Raw genomic sequence first — 18,654 nt, 5'->3', positions numbered from 1 at the left:
GCCGGTCACGGACCCGTGACCGGCGCCCTGTCCGCCACCACCGGAGCCCTCGCCGTCGCCACCACCGGCGCCGCCACCGGCATGCCCCCCGGCTGGGCCCTCGCCGTCGGCGCCGCCGGCGCAATCGGCCACACCGTCACCAGCCTGAAAGACCGCCTGTCCGCCCGCACCGTCTCCATGCGCGCCGCGTCCTGGCTGGTCGGCGCCGGATGGACCACCTGGGCCATCACCACCGGCCCGCTCACGTGGGCCGCCCTCGGCTCCCTGGCCACCCTCGGCGTCGGCCTCGGCGCCGCCGCCCGCTCCACCCTCCTCCACGAGGAAGGCCGCGAGCTGGAGGCGATTGCCGTTGCTGAACGGCAGGTCGCTCGCGAGCTGTCGGCCGAGCGGCGGGCGATCGCGGCTGAGTGGGTCGACCGGATCCAACGCGTCTGCGGCATCACGGTCCGGGTCCTCGCGGTCGAGCAGTGGCCGACCGGGGCCGGGTTCACGATCGACGCCGAACTCCCCGCGGGCGGAACCACTTATGACCGGATCGCGCGGGAGTCGGCCCGCCTGTCTGCGGACGCGCGGCTGCCGCACGGCTGCACCGCTTCCGCGTTGCAGGGCATCGACCAGGGCCGCGTCCTGATCGACGTGATCACCGTGAACGTGCTCGCCGAGGAGGTCACCTACCCGACCGACTACGGCCCGCTGTCCCTGCTCACGGGCATTCCGTGGGGGCTGCGGACCAACGCGGACGTGGTCCACGCCTACCTGCGCGAGCAGTGCGCTCTCGTGGTCGGGCCGACCGGGTCGGGCAAGACGAACATGGTTCAAACGATCCTCGCCGGGTTCGCCCGTGCCACCGACGTGCTCACCTGGGTGATCGACCTCAACGCGGGATCGGCCGGCCTGCCCTGGGTCCGCCCCGCCCTCACCGGAGACGGCGAGGGGATGCGGCCTGGTGTCGACTGGCTCGCCTCCACCCACGAGGAAGCCGCGCTCATGCTGGACGCGGCCGTGCGGATCGCCAAGCACCGCAAGATGGCCTACCAGGACCTCATGTCCATGGCCAACACCGATCTCCTGCCGATCAGCGCACAGATCCCGCAGATCGAGATCGTCATCGACGAAGGCGCCGAGATCCTCACGAGCATGGACCGCCCGACCAAGGTCCTGGCCAAGAAGATCCTCGAAGTCATCCGGATCGCCCGCGCCATGGGCATCCGCACCGTCCTGACCTCCCTCGGCGCCACCGGCGCCGTCCTCGGCGACCTGATGATCCGCCGCGAAGCCAAAGTCCGCGTCGCCCTCACCGGGGGTGAGACCGAGGGCATGGACCTCAGCAAGCAGTTCCCCGGCTCCCGCGGCCTGCGCGTCGACCAAGCCCCCTACAAGGGCTCTGGCTTCATGAGCACCCCCGAATCCCCCGCCGCACTGTTCAAGTCCTGGCGAATCCTCCCCAACCAGATCCGCGACATCGTCGCCGCCACCTCCGACCGCCACCCCACCCTCGACACCATTTCCGCGAAGGCGGCCGGGCCCGATTACGCCCGCCGCTGGGACCACGCCCGCGTCGCCTGGATCCACGACCACACGCCCAGCGTGGGCACCCCCGCCGAGTCGGCCGACACCGCGGGCGGGTTGAACCTGTCCGCTCTCCGCACCGAGCAGCCGCCCGCGGTCGAGTCCGAAGCGGACGCGCTCGCACGGGCCTTCCGCGAGCAGATCGACGCCCAGTTCGCCACCACCCCCGAACCCACCAGCACCGACCCGGAGACCGAACAGCCGACCCCGGCCGGGCTGAACCTCTCCGCGCTCCGAAACGACTCCGAGGGCCCGGAGTGGCTTCCCGAAGCGATCGCCGCGATCGCGGCGACGGGCTCCGAGGGCATGAAGCCCTCCGCTGTCGCCGACATGGTGGGCCGCAGTCGCCAGGCTGTCCGCGCCGCGCTGAAGGCGGCGGTCGAGCGGGGCGAGCTGGTCTACCGGGAGAACGGCCCGCACTCGGTATACGTCCATGCCGACTACGCCTGAGCGCTCTACAGAGAGCTACTGGCTAGTGGATACCGGCAACTTGCCACTAGCCAGTAGAACGGCCCTCTAGTGGCCATCAGGGGCTTTGAACAGCCCGTATTCCACTATCCAGTAGCCACTAGCCACTGACCACTACGACCACCAAGCGTCACCATCCCGGCGGGTGGTGCCTCACAGCGAGGCACCGCCCGCCGCGCTGAAAGGACCCGAGTCGTGGCCCATGAACCCACGTATGAGATCACCTCCGCCGTCCCCCAGCGCCGCTTCCACGGGCCGGTCGGGCACATCCAGCACCCGCAGATGCTCTCCGCTGAGATCCCGCCCGGCGTCGGCTGGGTCATCCTCCCCAACGGGGTGCGCACTCTCGCCTACACCCAACCCAACACGCCGCCCCCGGCCGCCGCACCGGTCAGTCAGCCGGTGCCTGCGTGGGCCAAGACCACCGCCCTGCTCGCCCCCACCCTCGGCGCCGGTGTGGCCGCCGCCGGAATCGGACTCTCCTATGCAGCCCCGGGACTCATCGCCATGAGCCAAGCACTCTGGTCCACCGCCGCACTCCTCGTCGCCGCCGTCATCGCCGTACCGCTGCTGCTCCGAGGCGCCCGCAAGGCCGCCGGCGGAAGCAGGTCGTCGACGCACATCACCCAGAACATCACCGCGACCGGCCTGTTCGGCCGCGCCAACGGAACCATCAACAACCGCTGAAACGCCGAGAGCGGCCCCCGTCTCGCCAAAGCCTGGGGCCGCCCTCGATCTCCCGATCGACTCAAGACCTGGAGGTCTTCCAGCATGACCCATCCGACCCTTATCCGGCGAGACGGCCACCGGCCGTTACTCCTGGACCTGTTCTGCTGCGCCGGCGGTGCGGCCATGGGCTACCGCTGCGCCGGATTCGATGTCCACGGCGTCGACATCGCCCCCCGCCCCAACTATCCCTTCACGTTCACCCGGGCCGACGCCCTCGAACACCTTGCTGCCCTGATCGCGTCCGGGGAGATCGAGCGGTACGCGTTCATCCACTCCTCCCCGCCCTGCCAGGGCAAGTGCTCGCTCACGGTCGGCACGAACCGGTCCCAGGGCTGGGGTGGCGTCCACGTCGACCTGGTCGCCGAGACCCGCGTCCTTCTGGAGGCGTCGGGCCTTCCGTACGTGATCGAGCAGCCCAACGGGAAGGCCGAGATCCGCAAAGACCTCACCCTGTGCGGGGAGATGTTCGGTCTCGGGGTGTTGCGGCACCGGAACTTCGAACTCGGCCGCTGGAGCGCCGAGCGTCCCGAGCACGTCCCTCACCGGGGCCGGGTGCGGGGTTGGAGGCACGGGGAGTTCTTCGACGGCCCCTACGTCGCCGCCTACGGCAACGGTGGGGGAAAACCGTCCGTTGCGGAGTTGCAGGCCGCGATGGGCATCACGTGGACCGACGTCCGCGAGGAACTGACCGAGGCCATCCCGCCCGCCTACAGCCAGTGGATCGGCCGAGCGTTCCTGACGCAGGCTCGGCTGGGGGTGGCGGCATGAACAACCACCTTCTCCACGCCGCTCTTGCCGCCGCCGAGCGCGGCTGGCCCGTCTTCCCGCTCCGTCCCGGCGACAAGCGGCCGGCCGGACACGCTGAAGCGAACTGCCCCGGCACCGGCAGGTGCGCCGGCGGGCACCTGGTGCCCGAGCAGCGGGCGACCACGGATCCGGACCTGATCCGGGCCGCCTGGAGCATGCGGCCGTACAACGTCGGGATCGCGACCGGCCCGGCCGGGTTGCTCGTGGTGGACCTCGACACAGTCAAGGCGAAGGACGTGAAGGGGACGCCTGACGGCGCCACTTCCTTGGAGGCGCTCTGCGAGCGCGCCGGGCAGGCCGTCCCGGCGACCTACCGGGTGCGGACTGCGGGCGGTGGGGAGCACCTGTACTTCGCCGCTCAGGACGGTGTCCGGCTGAGGTCGACGGCGAGCAGGCTCGCCCCCAAGGTCGACACCCGGGGGTGGGGCGGATACGTCGTCGCCCCCGGCTCCACCCTCCCGAGCGGCTCGTACGACGTTCTCGACGACGCTCCGGTCGCCGAGCTGCCCGCTTGGCTCTTGGAAGCCCTGACACCCCCGGAGAAACCCGTACGGCCCGTCCGGTTGGCCATGCCGACCAGGGCGAGCCGATACGCGGACGTCGTGCTGGAGCGCGAGACGGCAGCCGTCGCGTCTGCCAAGGAGGGCGGGCGGGAGGCGGAGTTGTTCCGGGCCGCCCGCGCCGTGGGGCGCCTCGTGGCGTGGGGCGACCTCGACCGGCACGTGGTCGAGGAGGCTTTTCAGGCGGCGGGGGAGTCTGCAGGGCTGCGGCCGGCCGAGTGCCGCTCGACCCTGCGCAGCGCTTTGGACTGGTCCATCCGTACCGCCCGGCCCCGGGAGACGGCATGAGCCACCGCCCGGATCCCCGCCTGAAAAGCATCACCCGCACCCCGGACGGTCTCGGCGTCGCCGAACAGCCGCGCCCCTCGCGAGCCGTGGGCGCCTCGAAGGTCGTCGGCCCTTGGGCCGTCCCTTCAATCCCTGACCCGCACCCGACAGGCGGGCCCCGGATCGTCGGGATGCTCCACGTCAGCGCGCCTGGACGTGGCGTGACTCCCACAGCGACCTCCCGGTGTGACTGCGGACGTAACCGCAGCGCCGTCGGACAGCGGCAGGTGCTCGCCCTGATCGACGAACACACCGCCCACCGGGACCTGTGCCCGCTGCTCAACCCCATCGAAGGGAGGGATGCCGCATGAGCGCGCAGCCCATCGACGGAGCCGCCCTGCTCGACGAGGTCGAGCAGTTCCACCGCCGCTTCAACGTCTTCCCCACCGAGGCCGCCTACGTCGCCGTGGTTCTGTGGGACGCCCACGCCCACCTGATCGACTGCTTCGAGACCACGCCCCGGATCGCATTCCTCTCCCCCGAGCCCGGATCTGGCAAGTCGCGAGCTCTGGAGATCGTGGAACTGCTCACGCCCCGGCCGGTCAGCACCGTGTCGGCGTCCGCGAACGCCCTCTACCGTCTGGTCGACTCCGCCGAGGGCCTGCCCACCGTCCTGTTCGACGAGGTGGACACCATCTTCGGCCCGAAGGCCGGCGCGGACGAGGCTCTGCGCGGCTTCCTGAACGCCGGGTACCGACGCATCGGCGGCGCCCTGCGGTGCGTCGGGGACGGCTCCAACCAGAACGCGCAGGTCTTCGGCTCGTACTGCGCCGTGGCCATGGCCGGGCTCGGCTCGCTGCCCGACACCGTCCTGACCCGCTCGGTCATCGTCCGGATGCGCAAGCGCGCCCCGAACGAGAAGGTCGAGCCCTACCGCCAGCGCATCCACGAGAAGCAGGGCCATGCTCTGCGGGACCGCCTCGCCAAGTGGGCCGACACCGTCCGCGACCGCGTCGCGAACGCCTGGCCCGACATGCCAGAGGGGGTCACGGACCGGCCGGCCGACGTGTGGGAGCCGCTGCTCGCCGTCGCCGACGCGGCTGGCGGTGACTGGCGCACTCGGGCCCGCGCCGCGTGTGTCGAGCTGGTCCACGCCGCCCACGACAACGACGAAGCCTCTCTCGGTGTCCGGCTGCTGACCGACCTGCGCGACAAGGTGTTCTGCGGTTCCGACCGGATGCCCACCGCCGTCATCCTCGAAATCCTGCTCCGCATGGACGACGCCCCCTGGGGCGACCTGGACGACAAGCCGCTCAACTCACGCACCCTCGCGAAGCTGCTCGGCCAGTACGTCACCCCGGGGAACAAGCCCATCAAGCCGCGGGGCATTCGTACTCCGTCCGGCTTCCCGAAGGGCTACTACGCCGAAGACCTCACGGACGCGTGGAGCCGCTACTGTCCTCCGCCCCTGGAGGAATCCGCCACGTCCGCCACATCCGCCACACCGCAGGTCAGCAGGGGTGAATCCGTGGCGGATACCGCCACAGCCATCCGCCACATGTCTGCGGAAACCGCCACACCCCTCTTCCCGGTCGCGGGCTGACCACCCTCGCCGTCAGGTGCCGCCACACCGCGCGTGTGGCGGCACCTATCCGCCACAGAACCGCTATCCGCCACACATCCGAGGCTCTGACCTGCGATGTGGCGGCGTGGCGGACGTGGCGGATCCCTCAGAAGGAAGCCGACGCACGTGCCCGCTCTCTTGGAGGCCGCAGTGAGTTCAGCCCTGCCCACCACCCACACTGCGCTCACGGTTCCCGAGGTCATGGAGGCGCTGAGCCTCAGCCGTTTCAAGGTCTACGACCTCATCCGCTCGCGCCAGCTCAGGAGCATCAAGATCGGCCGGTGCCGCCGAGTACCCGCCGAATCACTTCGCACCTTTATCGAGACCCAGTTGGAGGAAGCTGCCTGATGGCACGCAAGAGGAACCCGAACGGCGCCGGCAGCATCTGGCAGCGTAAGGACGGACGTTACGAAGCCCGGGTCTACGTCCCTCAGCCTGACGGCACGCGCAAGAGGAAGACGGTCTACGGAGCCACGTGGGAGGAGTGCGACGCCAAGCGTCAGGAACTCGTCCTGCGCGACCGCCAGGGCATTCCGACGCCCACCCGCTCCGCCAAGCTCTCCGAGTGGCTCCCCTACTGGCTGGAGGAGTTCGTCAAGGACGATCGCAAGAAGACGACGTACGCCAAGTACGAGACTCACGTCCGCCTCTACTTGATCCCGCACATCGGCTCCAAGCGCCTGGAGAACCTGGGTGCGGCAGATGTTCGCCGCATGCTCACGGCCGTGACGGCGCAGGCCTCGCCGGCCACGGCCAAGGAGTCACACCGCGTCTTGCGCAGTGCGCTCAGTGCCGCTTGCCGAGAGGAACTGATCAGCAGGAACGTGGTCAAGCTCGTACCGGCCCCTCGGGTGCAGCCGCGGGAGCTGAAGCCGTGGGACTTGGAGCAGACGACGACGTTCCTGGAGGCAGCGAGGGCGGATCCGCTGTACGCAGCGTTCGTCCTGGCCGTGGCCCTCGGACTGCGCCGAGGAGAGGTTCTGGGATTGCGCTGGTCGGACATCGACCTGGAGCGTCGCACGCTCACCGTGCGGAATCAGATCCAGCGGGTGCAGAACGAGCTGTACGCCGACTCCACGAAGAACCGCCGCACCCGTGTCGTTCCTCTCCCGCTCATGTGCGTGCCGCCGCTGCGCTGGCAGCGTCTGCGGCAAGACGCGCAGCGCATGGCGGCCGGACACGAGTGGCACGCCAGTGACTACGTGTTCACGACTCGCACCGGGCGCACCATCGAGCCGATGAACCTCAGCCGTTCGTTCCAGCGCATCTCGGAGAACGCGGGGCTCCCCCGTATCCGGCTGCATGACGCCCGGCACGGGTGCGCGACGCTCCTGTTCGCCGCAGGCGTGCCGGCGCGGGTCGTGATGGAGATCCTGGGGCACTCTCAGATCGCTGTCACCATGAACATCTACACCCACGTCTCCGACGAGCACCGGAGGGAGGCGATGGGTCACATGGACCGACTGTTGCAACGCCGACGCCGGACGAAGTGAGTTACATCCCGAGCGACTTGAGGTGGCACCACTTGGTGCCACCTCTGCACTTGCCCTCCTTTACGCCGCGACGTCGATCCAAGGATGGCATGCCGCAGAAACCCGAGTCAGATCCTCTTTTGCGTCCATCCACTCGAGCGAGCCGGCGTCATAAACGTCAGGCAACCTACCGAGCCTTTCAATGAGTGCCTCTATTTCCTTCTCTGGAAGCACCGTGGTACCCAACATCCTATACCCGGTGTCGAAACACGTCCGCAAAGCGGCCTCCAGGGAATCTACACACTCCTTAAACTCTTGGATTTTCTTTAACCTTTCACCACCGTCACCAGCAGCGAGGCGCAGCACCTCTTGAGCTCGCACCACGTCCTTCACGTCCGACCAGATTCGTGTGCAAACCTTCCTCCCACGACTAGCCGTCCTATTGGCCGCAATTACAGAGGCGAGGACTAGAGTGGCAGATAGGGCAACCCGGGGCGCGAGTTCGTATCCTTTATTCGGAATTCCTGAAATCATGAGAGCCGCAGCGACTCCGAGCGAAACCATCGCAACTGATTGAAAAAACATTTCAGCTTTTATGTGGAACTTCATTGAGGTCCACGTCTGGGGCGACCTGTTGGCTAGGCGAAACGAGAGGCGCAGCATGGCGAAAGACATGATGACGCCGCCAGCCAGCAAGCGATTGGTCGTCGCTATAACCACCGTGACCGCAACCGTTGCCAGCAGCACAAGGATCAGCACCAGCGCCGGAACCGGGCAAACGGAAACCATACCGGTCACAGCAGATTCGATGCCCCGTTGAGCACTCTTGAAAGATGCCAGGGTGCCAAAGAGTAGAAACACTGAAGAGGCGACTATGAACGTCGTTTCTTCGGATCGAATGACAGTCGAAAAATCCCCCTTGCTGCCACTAATTCCAATGAGTGCGGTGGCAGATCCAAGGGTTGTCGAGAGAGCTACTATTGGTGGTACAACATGAGCTATCCAATGCCAGAACGCCCTTCGCGTTGGAGGCGGTTCCGGTTTTCCGTCATCGGGCGGGCTAACTCGCTCGTCCTCCTCCGAGTTCGAAGCCACTGCGACTCCCGATTTCTGTGGGCAACTTCGCACCTACTTTCAAGCGTGGCATCTCCAACATCCATGCGCCACTCCGCACAACGGTGTCCCCCCTCGCCTTAGGGTGTGGCGCCGAACGACTTGAAGGAACGAGCATGCCGGGGTCGCGTGGGTACGAGGCCGGGGCAGCTGTCAGGCCTTGCAGACACGTCGGACTGCGAAGCAGGATCCGGCGGCGACCACAGCTCTCACGAGTCGATGCGGCAGATCGCCTTACGAGTTAGCCGAACAGCGCACCCCAGCAGGCGGCATGGGGCCGCAGGTCGCACCGGCGCGCCGAGCAGCGACGCAGGTTGGCCGCTGCCGTCAGCCACTACCGTCAAAGGCCCCCGCAGCGGTGAGCTGCGGGGGCCTTTGCACTGGTGGGCGCGGACGGTTTCGAACCGCCGACATCTGCTTTGTAAGAGCAGCGCTCTACCCCTGAGCTACGCACCCGTGGAATGAGGCAACAGCGTACATGGCCCATGGGTGGGTCCCGCAAACCGATGCTCCCGGGGGGTAGCCCCACCCCGGGACGGTGGGCCGCCGGATCGTGGGTCGGTGAGGGGGCGCCGTAGCTTGGGGGGACTGTCAGCGGTTCACCTGGGGGATTGATCGTCATGGGCACTCGTCGTCGGATCCGCACGCTCCTCGCCTTCGGCGGGGTCGCCGTCGTCGCACTTGGGGTCGGGGGGTGCGGGGGTGCGGATGTCGAGGGGGCGCCCGTGGAGAAGAAGGCGTTCGCCTTCTCCGGGGGTGTGCTCACGATCGATGCCGACAATTCCGAGCTGGAGATCGTGCCCGCCGACATCAAGGACGTGCGGATCGCCCGGCAGGTCGACGGGTGGGTGTTCATGGGGGACGGGCCCGATGCCGTCTGGAAGCTGGAGGACGGGCGGCTCACGCTGCGGGTGGAGTGCGACGCCGTGGCGAGCGACTGCGACTCCGTCCACCGGATCCAGGTGCCCCGAGGGGTCGCCGTCACCGTGGAGGACGACAACGGGAAGGTGACGGCCGACGGCTTCGACACCGCCCTGAAGATACGGTCCGACAACGGCGACGTCGTCGTGCGCAACGCCTCCGGCGCCCTCGATCTCACCAGCGGGAACGGCGAGGTCGTCGTGGAGGGCGGCACCACGTCCGGGCAGGTCGTCGCGCGTTCCGACAACGGGGCCGTACGGCTCTCGCTGAGCGCCGTGCCGCGCCGGGTGGAGGCCGTCAGCGACAACGGCGAGATCGACATCGCCCTGCCCAAGGCCTCGTACGACGTCGACGGGCGCAGCGACAACGGCGAGGTCAGGATCGACGTGCCGACCCGGAAGGGCAGCGCCCATGTCGTGACCGCGCGCAGCGACAACGGGGAAGTCGTCGTCCGCAACGCGAACTAAAGGGCCGGTGTGTTCGTCTCTACCTGGTGGGAGAATGAACCGACCGGGCAGCGCGGCGATCACAGCACGGGAGAGGGACGTGGCGGCGACTCACGCAAGGGGCACGTCCATGCTGCGGCTCGCGCTCGCGCTTCCGCTCCTCGGCCTCGCCCTCGTCCCAGCCGCCTTCGCCGGCGGCGGTACGCGACGCTGGTTCGGCGGCCGGGGGGAGAGTCAGCGGGCCGAAGCGCAGGCCGCGAAGGACGATGCCGCCGCCGCCTTCTACGAACTCGACACCGCCCAGCGGGACCTGCGCCTCTCCATCGAGACGATCACGGCCGTCGACGACTCGCCCGGTGCCCGCCGCGCCGTCGACGGCTTCGCGGCCCTGGGGCAGCGGATCGACGAGGTCAGCCACGCCTACATCACCGCCGTCGACGCGCACGATCTCGACCGGGACGAGCTGGACGGGGCCACGGCCAACCGGGCCCGGACCGAGTTGACGCGCGCCAAGGACGAGCTCGTACGGGTCAAGGGGGAGCTGGACCGGTTCGCACAGGGGCTCGGGCCGCTGCTCGACAAGGCCGAGACACAGCTCGCCCGGCTCGCCCCCGCCGTCGAGCGTGCGCGCCAGGCGCTCCGGAGCGCGAGCACCGCTCTCGACACGGTGCGCCAGTCCGGTCTGAGAGCAGATGATCTCGCCGCCCGTCTCGCCGCCCTCGGGCCCGAGCTGACCAGGCTCAACGAAGGGGCCGGCCGTCATGGCGTCGCCGAGACCCTGCAGCGCGCCGACCAGGTCGTGCGGGACGCCGAGGCCGTCCGCGTCGAGGCCGAGCGGCTGCCCGAGCGTGCCGCCGAGATCGACAAGCGCCTGGTCTCCCTCCGCACCCGCGCCGAGGCGCTCACCACCCGGGCCGGGGCGGTCGAACCCGTCCTGTCCGAACTCCGGCGCCGTTTCTCCGCCGCCTGCTGGCAGGACCTCCAGCACGTTCCGGAACAGGCCGCCCACAGCGTCCACCAGGCCGAGGAAAGGCTCCACGAGGCCGCCAAGGCCCGCGCCGAGCAGCGCTGGCCCGACGCCACCAGCCTCCTCACCACCGCACGCTCCCTGCTCAACGCCACCGACGAGGCCGTCTCCGCCGCCGGGGACCGGCTCCGGCGTCTCGACGCCGTCGCCAAGGATCCGCGGCAGGAGACCGACCGCGCGCGGTTCGCGATCCGCGACGCCCAGCGTCTCGCCATGGCGGGCCGCACCACCCCCGACCCGCGTCATGCCCGCCCCCTCGACGACGCGGTGGGGCGGCTCGACCGGGCGATCGCCGCGCTCGACAGCGGGCGCCACCCCGACTACTGGCACTTCCTCGTCGAGCTGGAGGCGATCCGCGCCACCGCCGCCCACGTCGTCGAGGAGATCCGGGAGGAGCGGGGCGGGGGCAAGGCCCGCGCCGGCCGCTAGCCGCCCGCCGCACGCCCGCCGTCGTACGTCGGCGCCGCACGGGCTCGACTCGCGCCGCCCACCGGCCTTGTGCCGCCCGTTAGCCTGGTGGGCATGCCTCGTTACGAATACCGCTGCCGGATCTGCGGCGACACGTTCGAACTCAACCGCCCCATGGCCGAGTCCTCCGCCCCGGCCGCCTGCCCCGAGGGCCACGACGACACCGTCAAGCTGCTCTCGGCCGTCGCGGTCGGCGGTACGGCGGCCCCCACCGCCGCGAGCCGCGGTGGGGGCGCAGGCGGCGGTGGAGGTGGCTGCTGCGGCGGCGGCTGCTGCGGCTGACGCCGCTCAGCCTCAGGCTCAGACCCGGGCAGGTCAGGCCGGGCCGGGCAGCGGCGCCGAGCCGCCGAGCGCGGCCTCCGGCGTCGACACCGGCGTCGGGACCGCGCCCAGAACCGGGACCGTGACGCCGGGCCCGGCCTGGGCCGGTACCGACGCGCGGTGATCCCGTACCGAGCCCAGGAAGCGGCGCAGGATCTCCTCACCCGCCGCCACACCCCGCTCGGCGAGTACGTCCAGGTGCGGAGCCGTCCACTGGGTGTCGGCCAGCTCGCCGTGACCGGGCCGCCAGGCGCGGTCGGCGGCGAGGAGGAGGTCCGCATCGAGGAGCGAGTCCCCCGCCGCCAGAGTCAGGCCGGCGCCGCAGCGGCGGGCCACCTCCCGCATCGCCGCGCTCTTCGTGAGCGGCTTCGGCACGGCGTACACCTTGCGGCCCTGGAGCGAGACCGTCCAGCCGCGGTCCTCCGCCCACTCGCCGAACCGCTTGAGCCACTCCTCCGGCAGCCGCTCGCGCTCGACCACCAGGTACGCGAAGAGATCCTCTGCCACCCGGTGCTTGCGCACCCAGGACAGGTCGGTGGTCGCGGTGAAGTAGGCGCGGATCTCCGCGAGCGGCGCGCACTCGTCGGCGAGCCGGCGGACCACGCTCTCGTGCCAGTCCTGGTCGCTGACGCCGTCGACGAGCAGATGCCCGCCGTTGGCGCAGATCGCGTACTTCGGTTCCCGGCCGGGGAGTTGGATGCGCTGGTACTGCTTGCGCGTACGGGTCGTGGTCGGGACGAAGACGGCCTCGGCGGTCAGCTCCTCCAGGAGCGCGGCCGCGTCCTCGGTCAGGTAGGAGAGCGGCTTGCTCTCGTGCACCTCGACGCTGAGCAGCCGCGGCGCCTGCGCGTCGGGCATGCCGAGCGCGAGCGCGGCGGACGAGTAGATGAGCGTACGGTCGAGGTCGCTCGCGACCATCACGGTGGTGGTGCTCACTGGGAGATCACCGCCTTCCCGTCGGCGCCCGTGGCGCCCCGTGTGTACTGAGGGTGGATCAGTCCGACGCAGGTGTACGGGAGTTCGTCGACCTCCTCGACGGGCACCCCGCGCTGTTCGGCCAGGAGGCGTACGTGGGCGAGGTCGGCGCCCGCGCCCCGCTGCGCGAGGATCTTCCAGGGTACGCGTCGCAGCAGGACCCTGGTGGTCTCGCCGACGCCCGGCTTGACCAGGTTGACGTCGTGGATGCCGTACTCCTCGCTGATCCGCTCGACTGCCGCCCAGCCCTCCCAGGTGGGGGTGCGGTCGGCGGCGAGGAGCTCCTTGACCTCGGTGTCGACGGCCGCGCCCACCTCGTCGAAGCGGGCGGCGACGGCGTCGAGGAAGTCGTTGGACACGTCGGAGCCGGCCAGCTCGCGGTAGAACTTGCCACCGTGGAAGTCGTCGGGGCCGACGAGGTCGGCCCGCAGGACCGTACGCGATATCAGCCCGGACACGGTGGAGTTGAGGCACGCGGACGGGATGAGGAAGTCCTCGCGGGTGCCGTAGGTGCGCACGCACGAGCCGGGGTCGGCGAGGACGGCGATCTCCGCGACGAAGCCGGTGATGCCCTCCTTCGCCTCGAACTCCTCGATCGCGTCGGTGAGTTCGCGGGTGATGGCGCCCTTGCCGGTCCAGCCGTCGACGAAGACGACGTCGGCCGGGTCGTGGTGGGCGGCGAGCCAGCGCAGCGCGTTGGCGTCGATGCCGCGGCCACGCACGATGGAGACGGCGTAGTGGGGCAGGTCGAGTCCGTGGCGGGCCTGCGCCCAGCGGCGCATCAGGACGCCGACGGGCGTGCCGGCGCGGGCGAGGGAGACAAGGACGGGGCGGCGTCCGGCCCGCTCGGCGAGGACGGTCTCGGTGACGGTGCCGACGGCGCGGGCGATGCGGGCGGAGGAGGTGGCCAGGGCCGCGTGGAAGAGCTCCTGGTACTGGGCGCTGGGCTGGTACTCGACCGGCAGGGACTCCGCGTAGTGGGCGCCGCCGCTCTGGATGGCCTCCTCGCGCTCCTCGGTCGGGGCCTCCAGCTCGACGTCCGAGAGGTCCTGGAGCAACCAGCCGACCTCGTCGGGAGCGTACGAGGAGAAGGCGGGGCCGCGGAGGGGCTCGGGCAGCATGGAGCTCCTTTCGGGAGCTTCGGTGGCGGGAGCGGGGAGGTGGTTACGGGGGACGGCGCTCGGGACGGAGTCCACGGCGGGGCTCGGGACTCCCAGGGCGGGGCTCGGGACGGAGTCCACGGCGGGGCTCGGGACATAGCTCGGGACGACGGCCAGGACCACGTGCGGGACGTGTGCCGCGAGCTGGGCGAGCAAGCCGTCGGGGGCATGGAGCTCGGGGGTGTCGGCGGCCGAGTCGACGACGGCGACGACCGCGTCGAAGCCGGCTCCGGCGACGTTGTAGGCGTACCGCTCGCCCGGCCCGTCGGCGGGCGTGTCGTGCGCCGGGAAGACGAGCCGGGTGCGTATGGCGTAGCCGGGGTCGTCGACGGCGAGGACGGGCGAGCGGGTGGTGGTGGAGTACGAGACGTCCAGACCGGCCAGCTCCAGCTCGGTGCCGAGCCGCAGGGGCGCGTACATCAGCTCCTCGAAGCCGAGGACGAGGACGCGGGGTCCCGCGGGGCGCAGCGCCTCGGCGAGCCGCGCCGCCATGTCCGGCAAGGCTGCCTCCAGGCGGGCCCGGTGCTCGGGCGTGAAGCCGTGGCGCCCGCCGTCCGGAACGCCCTCGGGCCAGTCCAGAGGGACGCGTACGGGCTTGTCGCGAGGCGCCCGGGGCGCGGGCACGCCGAGGCCGCCGGAGGCCGTGGCCGGGCCGGTCACGGCGGGACCGCGGGGGACCGCCGCCGGATCGGCTGCGGCCGGACCGCCGGGGGCCGACGGCCGCGTCAGCGCGGGACCCGCCAGGGCCGCCACGCCCGCACCCGCGGCCGGATCATCGGGGGCCGGCAGGCCCGTCAGCGCGGGACCCGCCAGGGCCGCCACGCCGGGGCTCGTCAGGTCGGCCGCCGCGGGGCCCGCCGAGGCGGTTGTCGCTTCCGATTCGTAGCGGGCCACCAGTTCCCGGCCCTTCTGCAGGACGTCGGCCGGCAGGGCGACCGTGCCGGCCGCCATCGTCAGGAGGTCGACCCGGGCGCCGATCTCCGCCGCGAAGGCGGTGAGCCGGGCGCGGTCCTCGGGGGTGCGCATATCGACCAGGGCGACGATCACGTACCGGCTCCGCGGGTAGCGTTCGTGCAGGTCGCGGATGGTGTTGAGGACGGTGTTCCCGGTGGAGAACTCGTCGTCGACCAGGACCAGCGGCCCCTCGCCGGCCAGCAGTCTCGGGTCCTCCGGGAGGAGCAGGTGCGAGGTGGCGTGCGAGTGGGACTCCTCGAAGCCCCCGGCGGGGGCGACGCCCGCCACGGGCCGGCGCGTGGAGTGCAGATAGGGCGCGAGGCCCACTCCGTCCGCGACGCTGTGGCCGAGGCCGGTCGCCGTCTCCGCGTACCCGAGGACGACGGCACGGGCGGCCTCCTCGTCGCCGAGCAGCTCCCGTACCCGTACGCCCAGGTCGTACCCCGCGCCGCGGACCACCGACGGGCGCTGCGGCACGTGCTTGCCCAGCACGTTGGAGACCAGCAGATGCGCCCGCCTCGGATTGCGGCGCAGTGCGAGGCCCAGCAGGCCCGGAAGCCGCTCGTCGCCGTTCAGTTCGACGCCGAGCCGCTCAGCGACCCACGTTCCCGACCACACCACGTTCCGATTCACCTTCCGTCAGCCGGCCAGTCCGGCGGTGAGCAGATCCACGAAGCCGACGTCCTCCTTGGCGACGCCGAAGACCTCTGCGCGCAGCAGGGTCCGCTCGGCCCACGCGCGGTGCGGCTTCACTTCGTTCATCTTGTTCGTGTACGCGGAGCGCAGCACTCCGCCGCCGCCCCGTTCCGGCCGCAGGATGTCCTGGGCGTCGCTGTACTCCTCGTGGCTGACCACGGAGAGGGCGTGCACCGGCACCACATGGGTGGGGTGGATGCAGGTCTTGCCGAGCAGGCCGTTGGCCCGGTCGAGTTCGATCTCGCGCAGCAGCCCGTCGAGGTCGCGCTCGATGAGTGCGGTACGCAGGTCCTCCGCGCGGCCCTCCAGGAAGGGGCTGCGGCGCAGCTGTGGCTTGAACATGCGCTCGCCGAGCCGGAAGTACTCCCAGACCGGCCCGGTGATGGTGAAGCCGGTGCCGTCGGAGCGGCCGAGGACGTTGACGACGTCCGCGATGGCATGGGCGACGAGCTGGACGTCGTAGGCCGTCATGTCGGGTGAGCGTCGCAGGCCGTAGGCGGAGCAGAAGTCGGTGACGCCGAGTCGCAGGGCGAGGACCCGGTCGCGGTACTTGTCCACGGTCGCGGCGATGCCGGCGAGGGTCTCGGCGCGGGTCTCCAGGTGCAGCAGCTCGGGCGACTCGAGAACGGGCATGGCGAAGAGCCGTCGTCCGCAGGCCCTCTCGGCGGCGGTAAGCGCCTCCAGGAAGGCGTGGCCGCGCCGCTCGGTGAACTTCGGCAGGACGAAGCCGGAGAGGAGGTGGACGGTGTCGCCGAGGCGCGCGACCAGATCGGTGATCTGACGGGGCTCCCGGACCCGGATGAAGAGGAGGGGCACATCCAGGGGCGTCTCCGCGCCGACCTCCACGCGCGGGCCGGCGCCCGGGCGGACCTCCACGCCGGCGCCCGCGCCCGCCGCCAGGGCGGCGAACTGGCGGACGAGGTTGGCCTCGGCGGCCTCCACGTCGGCGTCGGCGATGGAGTCCTCCAGGCAGAGCACCATGGAGACGACCCCGCGTGCGGCCTGTTTGCGCACGTCGTCGGCGAGCCGCGGCCGGGTGGCCGGGCTGTAGAGCGTGGCCCCCAGGGCCACGGCGAGCGTGCTCGCCGGCGAGTCGGACGTGAACTCGGCCGGCTCCTGGTGGAACAACCCGGCCCGCGAAGCGGACGGGATGTGCCCGAAATGACGCATGTGACTCCCCCGACTGCCTCTGCGGGCCCTGATGACATGTGGCCGGTAATAGTACGTAGGTGCGGGTGTCCTTAGTTCCCTTGGCGCATGAAATCCAGGTAACTCATCCGTATCTGTCGCATGCCTCGCGCATCGCCCTTCCGGGCGCCTTCCGCGCCGCCACGCGGATCGGTACGGCCCCCGCGTTGTCCAGGGGTCCACGGGGAAGGCAGGATGACGGGCATGACGCACGCGATGCTGAAGGGCTCCAACGTCCCTCTCGACACCGCGGCCGTACGGGCCGTGCTCCGCTGGACCCCGGGCCCCGGGGTCCCCGACGTGGACGCCTCGGCGCTGCTGCTCGGCGTCGACGGGCGCGTGCGCTCCGACGAGGACTTCGTCTTCTACAACCAGCCGCGCCACCCTTCCGGGCTGGTGCGACGGCTGCCGAAGAAGCGGGTGGCGGAGGGTCTCACGGACACGGTCGAGGCCGATCTGGGCGGGCTCGACCCGTCGGTCGACCAGGTGGTGATCGCGGCCTCCTCGGACGGCGACACCTTCCGCTCCGTCTCCGACCTGCGGATCCTGCTGTACGACGCGACGGCGCCGGACCGGGAACCGCTGGCGCTTTTCGACGTCACCGCGGAGACCGGTGAGGAGACGGCGATCATCTGCGGCGAGCTGTACCGGCGCGGGGACGCCTGGAAGTTCCGCGCGGTGGGCCAGGGCTATCCGACCGGGCTCGTCGGCCTCGCCACCGACTTCGGCATCTCGGTGGACGAAGGCACGGACGAGGGCACGGACCAGAACGGGGGCGAGGGCGCCGGCCAGGACGTGGGCGCGCGCCCGGACGCGCGCCGGGCCCCCGAGCTGGATCCGGACGCGACGGTCGTCCACCCCACGCCCGTGGGCGTACCGCCGCAGCCGACCGCTCCCCCGGCGCCCGTACCGGCCTACGGTTACCCGCAGCCGGCCGTATCCGCGCAGCCCGCGTACGGCTACCCGCAGCCGGCCGCGGCCGCCGCGCCCGCACCCGACCCGAACTTCCGGATGCCGCCGATGGGCCCGCAGTTCGTCCGCCCCTGACGACGCCCTTGGCGGGGCCCCCGACCGCGCCCGTAACGGCGCCTCCGTGGCCACGCCTCAGGCCTTCGTCTTGTAGCCGCGCCCCCATTGCAGGCCCCACCCGTACAGCCGGTCCAGTTCGGCCTGGAAGCCGTACACGAACTTCACCTCGCGGCGGACGACGAGCTCGTCCTTGACGTTCTCGACGGTGAGCACCGCGCAGGAGCGGGCCTGCGGGGCGCGCTCGTCGAGCTCGATCTCGATCCTGGGCCCGTTGCTCGGGTAGAGCGTCACCTTGGCGTGGGTGCGGTCGAAGGCCGGCGTCTGGTCGTAGATGTAGACGAAGAAGAGCAGGCGCTTGATCGCTTCCCGGTGGTCGAGATTGACGAAGATCGTCTCTCCGGACGACCCGCCGAACCGGTCGTCACCGCTCAGATTCACGTACGGCGGTGAGTTCAGGGACCCGAAGAAGCCGCCGAGCGGCTGGATCACGCCCTTGCTGCCGTCCGCCAGCTCGTACATGCAGCCGAGGTCGAGGTCGACGTTGACCACGCCCTGGGTGTGCGCCTGGACGACCTCGGGCTTGAAGAGCTTCGAGGGATGGCGCAGCAGGCTCCCGCTCTGCCGGGAGCGGCCCTCGATGTCCGAGGTCCGCATCCGCCAGGAGAGGTTGACCCTCAGGTTGCCGGTGGCCGCGCCCTGTTTGGTGAGCGAGACCGACGGGCGCCGCCGGGTCAGTTCGATCGAATTGCTCGCGGCGCTGCCCGAGTCGAACTGCGCCGTCCTGCCAGGAAAGAGGCCGTCCCAGAAGGCCATGCGTCCCCACCCCCCACTCGACACCACGACATACGCGACCGACATAC

At 70.6% G+C, this 18,654-nt stretch carries 16 protein-coding genes and 1 tRNA gene; 11 read left to right on the top strand and 6 right to left on the bottom strand.

What is annotated here, in order from left to right; genetic code table 11:
• From IE136_RS00280 to IE136_RS00250, 7 genes are all read left to right on the top strand, one after another.
• On the top strand, positions 1-2,019 hold a 2,019-nt coding region (locus tag IE136_RS00280), incomplete at its 5' end, for a hypothetical protein (protein WP_189599087.1).
• 213 nt (positions 2,020-2,232) lie between these two features.
• Positions 2,233-2,724, top strand: coding sequence for a hypothetical protein (locus tag IE136_RS00275; RefSeq protein WP_373308958.1), 492 nt, complete (start codon positions 2,233-2,235; stop codon positions 2,722-2,724).
• Positions 2,725-2,808: 84 nt separating this feature from the next.
• Positions 2,809-3,534, top strand: coding sequence for a DNA cytosine methyltransferase (locus IE136_RS00270; RefSeq protein ID WP_189599086.1), 726 nt, complete (start codon positions 2,809-2,811; stop codon positions 3,532-3,534).
• Positions 3,531-4,421 carry a bifunctional DNA primase/polymerase gene (locus IE136_RS00265; protein ID WP_189599085.1) on the top strand — a complete coding sequence of 297 codons (891 nt, stop codon included), beginning with the start codon at positions 3,531-3,533 and terminating at the stop codon, positions 4,419-4,421. Before IE136_RS00270 ends, IE136_RS00265 begins: the two co-directional genes overlap by 4 nt.
• Positions 4,422-4,767: 346 nt before the next feature.
• A complete protein-coding gene (locus tag IE136_RS00260; RefSeq protein WP_189599084.1) occupies positions 4,768-6,003 on the top strand; it encodes a DUF3631 domain-containing protein in 1,236 nt (411 codons plus the stop codon).
• 171 nt (positions 6,004-6,174) lie between these two features.
• Entirely contained in the window at positions 6,175-6,372 is a 198-nt protein-coding gene (locus IE136_RS00255) for a helix-turn-helix domain-containing protein (RefSeq protein ID WP_189599083.1), read from the top strand.
• Positions 6,372-7,517: a tyrosine-type recombinase/integrase gene (locus tag IE136_RS00250; RefSeq protein ID WP_189599082.1), complete on the top strand. Its 1,146-nt coding sequence runs from the start codon at positions 6,372-6,374 to the stop codon at positions 7,515-7,517. The genes IE136_RS00255 and IE136_RS00250 overlap by 1 nt, the downstream gene beginning before the upstream one ends.
• A 60-nt stretch (positions 7,518-7,577) precedes the next feature.
• On the opposite strand, the gene IE136_RS00245 is transcribed toward IE136_RS00250, so the two are convergent.
• Both IE136_RS00245 and IE136_RS00240 read right to left on the bottom strand, forming a co-directional pair.
• Positions 7,578-8,591 carry a hypothetical protein gene (locus IE136_RS00245; RefSeq protein WP_189599081.1) on the bottom strand — a complete coding sequence of 338 codons (1,014 nt, stop codon included), beginning with the start codon at positions 8,589-8,591 and terminating at the stop codon, positions 7,578-7,580.
• Positions 8,592-8,990: 399 nt separating this feature from the next.
• Positions 8,991-9,065, bottom strand: a tRNA-Val gene (locus IE136_RS00240).
• Between the two features lie 164 nt (positions 9,066-9,229).
• On the opposite strand from IE136_RS00240, the gene IE136_RS00235 reads away from it, so the two are divergent.
• The 3 genes from IE136_RS00235 to IE136_RS00225 all read left to right on the top strand — a co-directional run bounded on the left by IE136_RS00235 (position 9,230) and on the right by IE136_RS00225 (position 11,753).
• Positions 9,230-9,997, top strand: coding sequence for a DUF4097 family beta strand repeat-containing protein (locus tag IE136_RS00235; protein ID WP_158986929.1), 768 nt, complete (start codon positions 9,230-9,232; stop codon positions 9,995-9,997).
• 109 nt (positions 9,998-10,106) lie between these two features.
• Positions 10,107-11,432, top strand: coding sequence for a hypothetical protein (locus IE136_RS00230; protein WP_189599080.1), 1,326 nt, complete (start codon positions 10,107-10,109; stop codon positions 11,430-11,432).
• 93 nt (positions 11,433-11,525) lie between these two features.
• Positions 11,526-11,753, top strand: coding sequence for an FmdB family zinc ribbon protein (locus tag IE136_RS00225; RefSeq protein WP_158986934.1), 228 nt, complete (start codon positions 11,526-11,528; stop codon positions 11,751-11,753).
• 33 nt (positions 11,754-11,786) lie between these two features.
• Here the strand turns inward: IE136_RS00225 and IE136_RS00220 are convergent, their stop codons facing one another.
• From IE136_RS00220 to IE136_RS00210, 3 genes are read right to left on the bottom strand one after another with little or no spacing between them, the layout of a single operon-like run.
• A complete protein-coding gene (locus IE136_RS00220) occupies positions 11,787-12,710 on the bottom strand; it encodes an HAD family hydrolase (protein ID WP_229818608.1) in 924 nt (307 codons plus the stop codon).
• 14 nt (positions 12,711-12,724) lie between these two features.
• Complete coding sequence (locus tag IE136_RS00215) at positions 12,725-15,502, bottom strand: phosphoribosyltransferase (protein WP_189599079.1); 2,778 nt, start codon at positions 15,500-15,502, stop codon at positions 12,725-12,727.
• Between the two features lie 18 nt (positions 15,503-15,520).
• Positions 15,521-16,747, bottom strand: a complete 1,227-nt coding sequence (locus IE136_RS00210; RefSeq protein WP_189599078.1) for an HpcH/HpaI aldolase/citrate lyase family protein — start codon at positions 16,745-16,747, stop codon at positions 15,521-15,523.
• Positions 16,748-16,960: 213 nt separating this feature from the next.
• Here IE136_RS00210 and IE136_RS00205 point away from each other — a divergent pair, with 213 nt between their 5' ends.
• Positions 16,961-17,812, top strand: a complete 852-nt coding sequence (locus IE136_RS00205) for a TerD family protein (protein WP_189599077.1) — start codon at positions 16,961-16,963, stop codon at positions 17,810-17,812.
• Between the two features lie 57 nt (positions 17,813-17,869).
• On the opposite strand, the gene IE136_RS00200 is transcribed toward IE136_RS00205, so the two are convergent.
• The gene (locus IE136_RS00200) at positions 17,870-18,607 is read right to left on the bottom strand and encodes a TerD family protein (protein WP_158986942.1); all 738 of its coding nucleotides are present in this window, start codon (positions 18,605-18,607) and stop codon (positions 17,870-17,872) included.
• Positions 18,608-18,654: the final 47 nt, after the last annotated feature.

This window comes from Streptomyces lateritius (assembly GCF_014649715.1).
Classification (GTDB): domain Bacteria; phylum Actinomycetota; class Actinomycetes; order Streptomycetales; family Streptomycetaceae; genus Streptomyces; species Streptomyces lateritius.
Note: the sequence above shows the minus strand (reverse complement) of the source record. Positions and strands in the feature narration are given on the sequence as shown.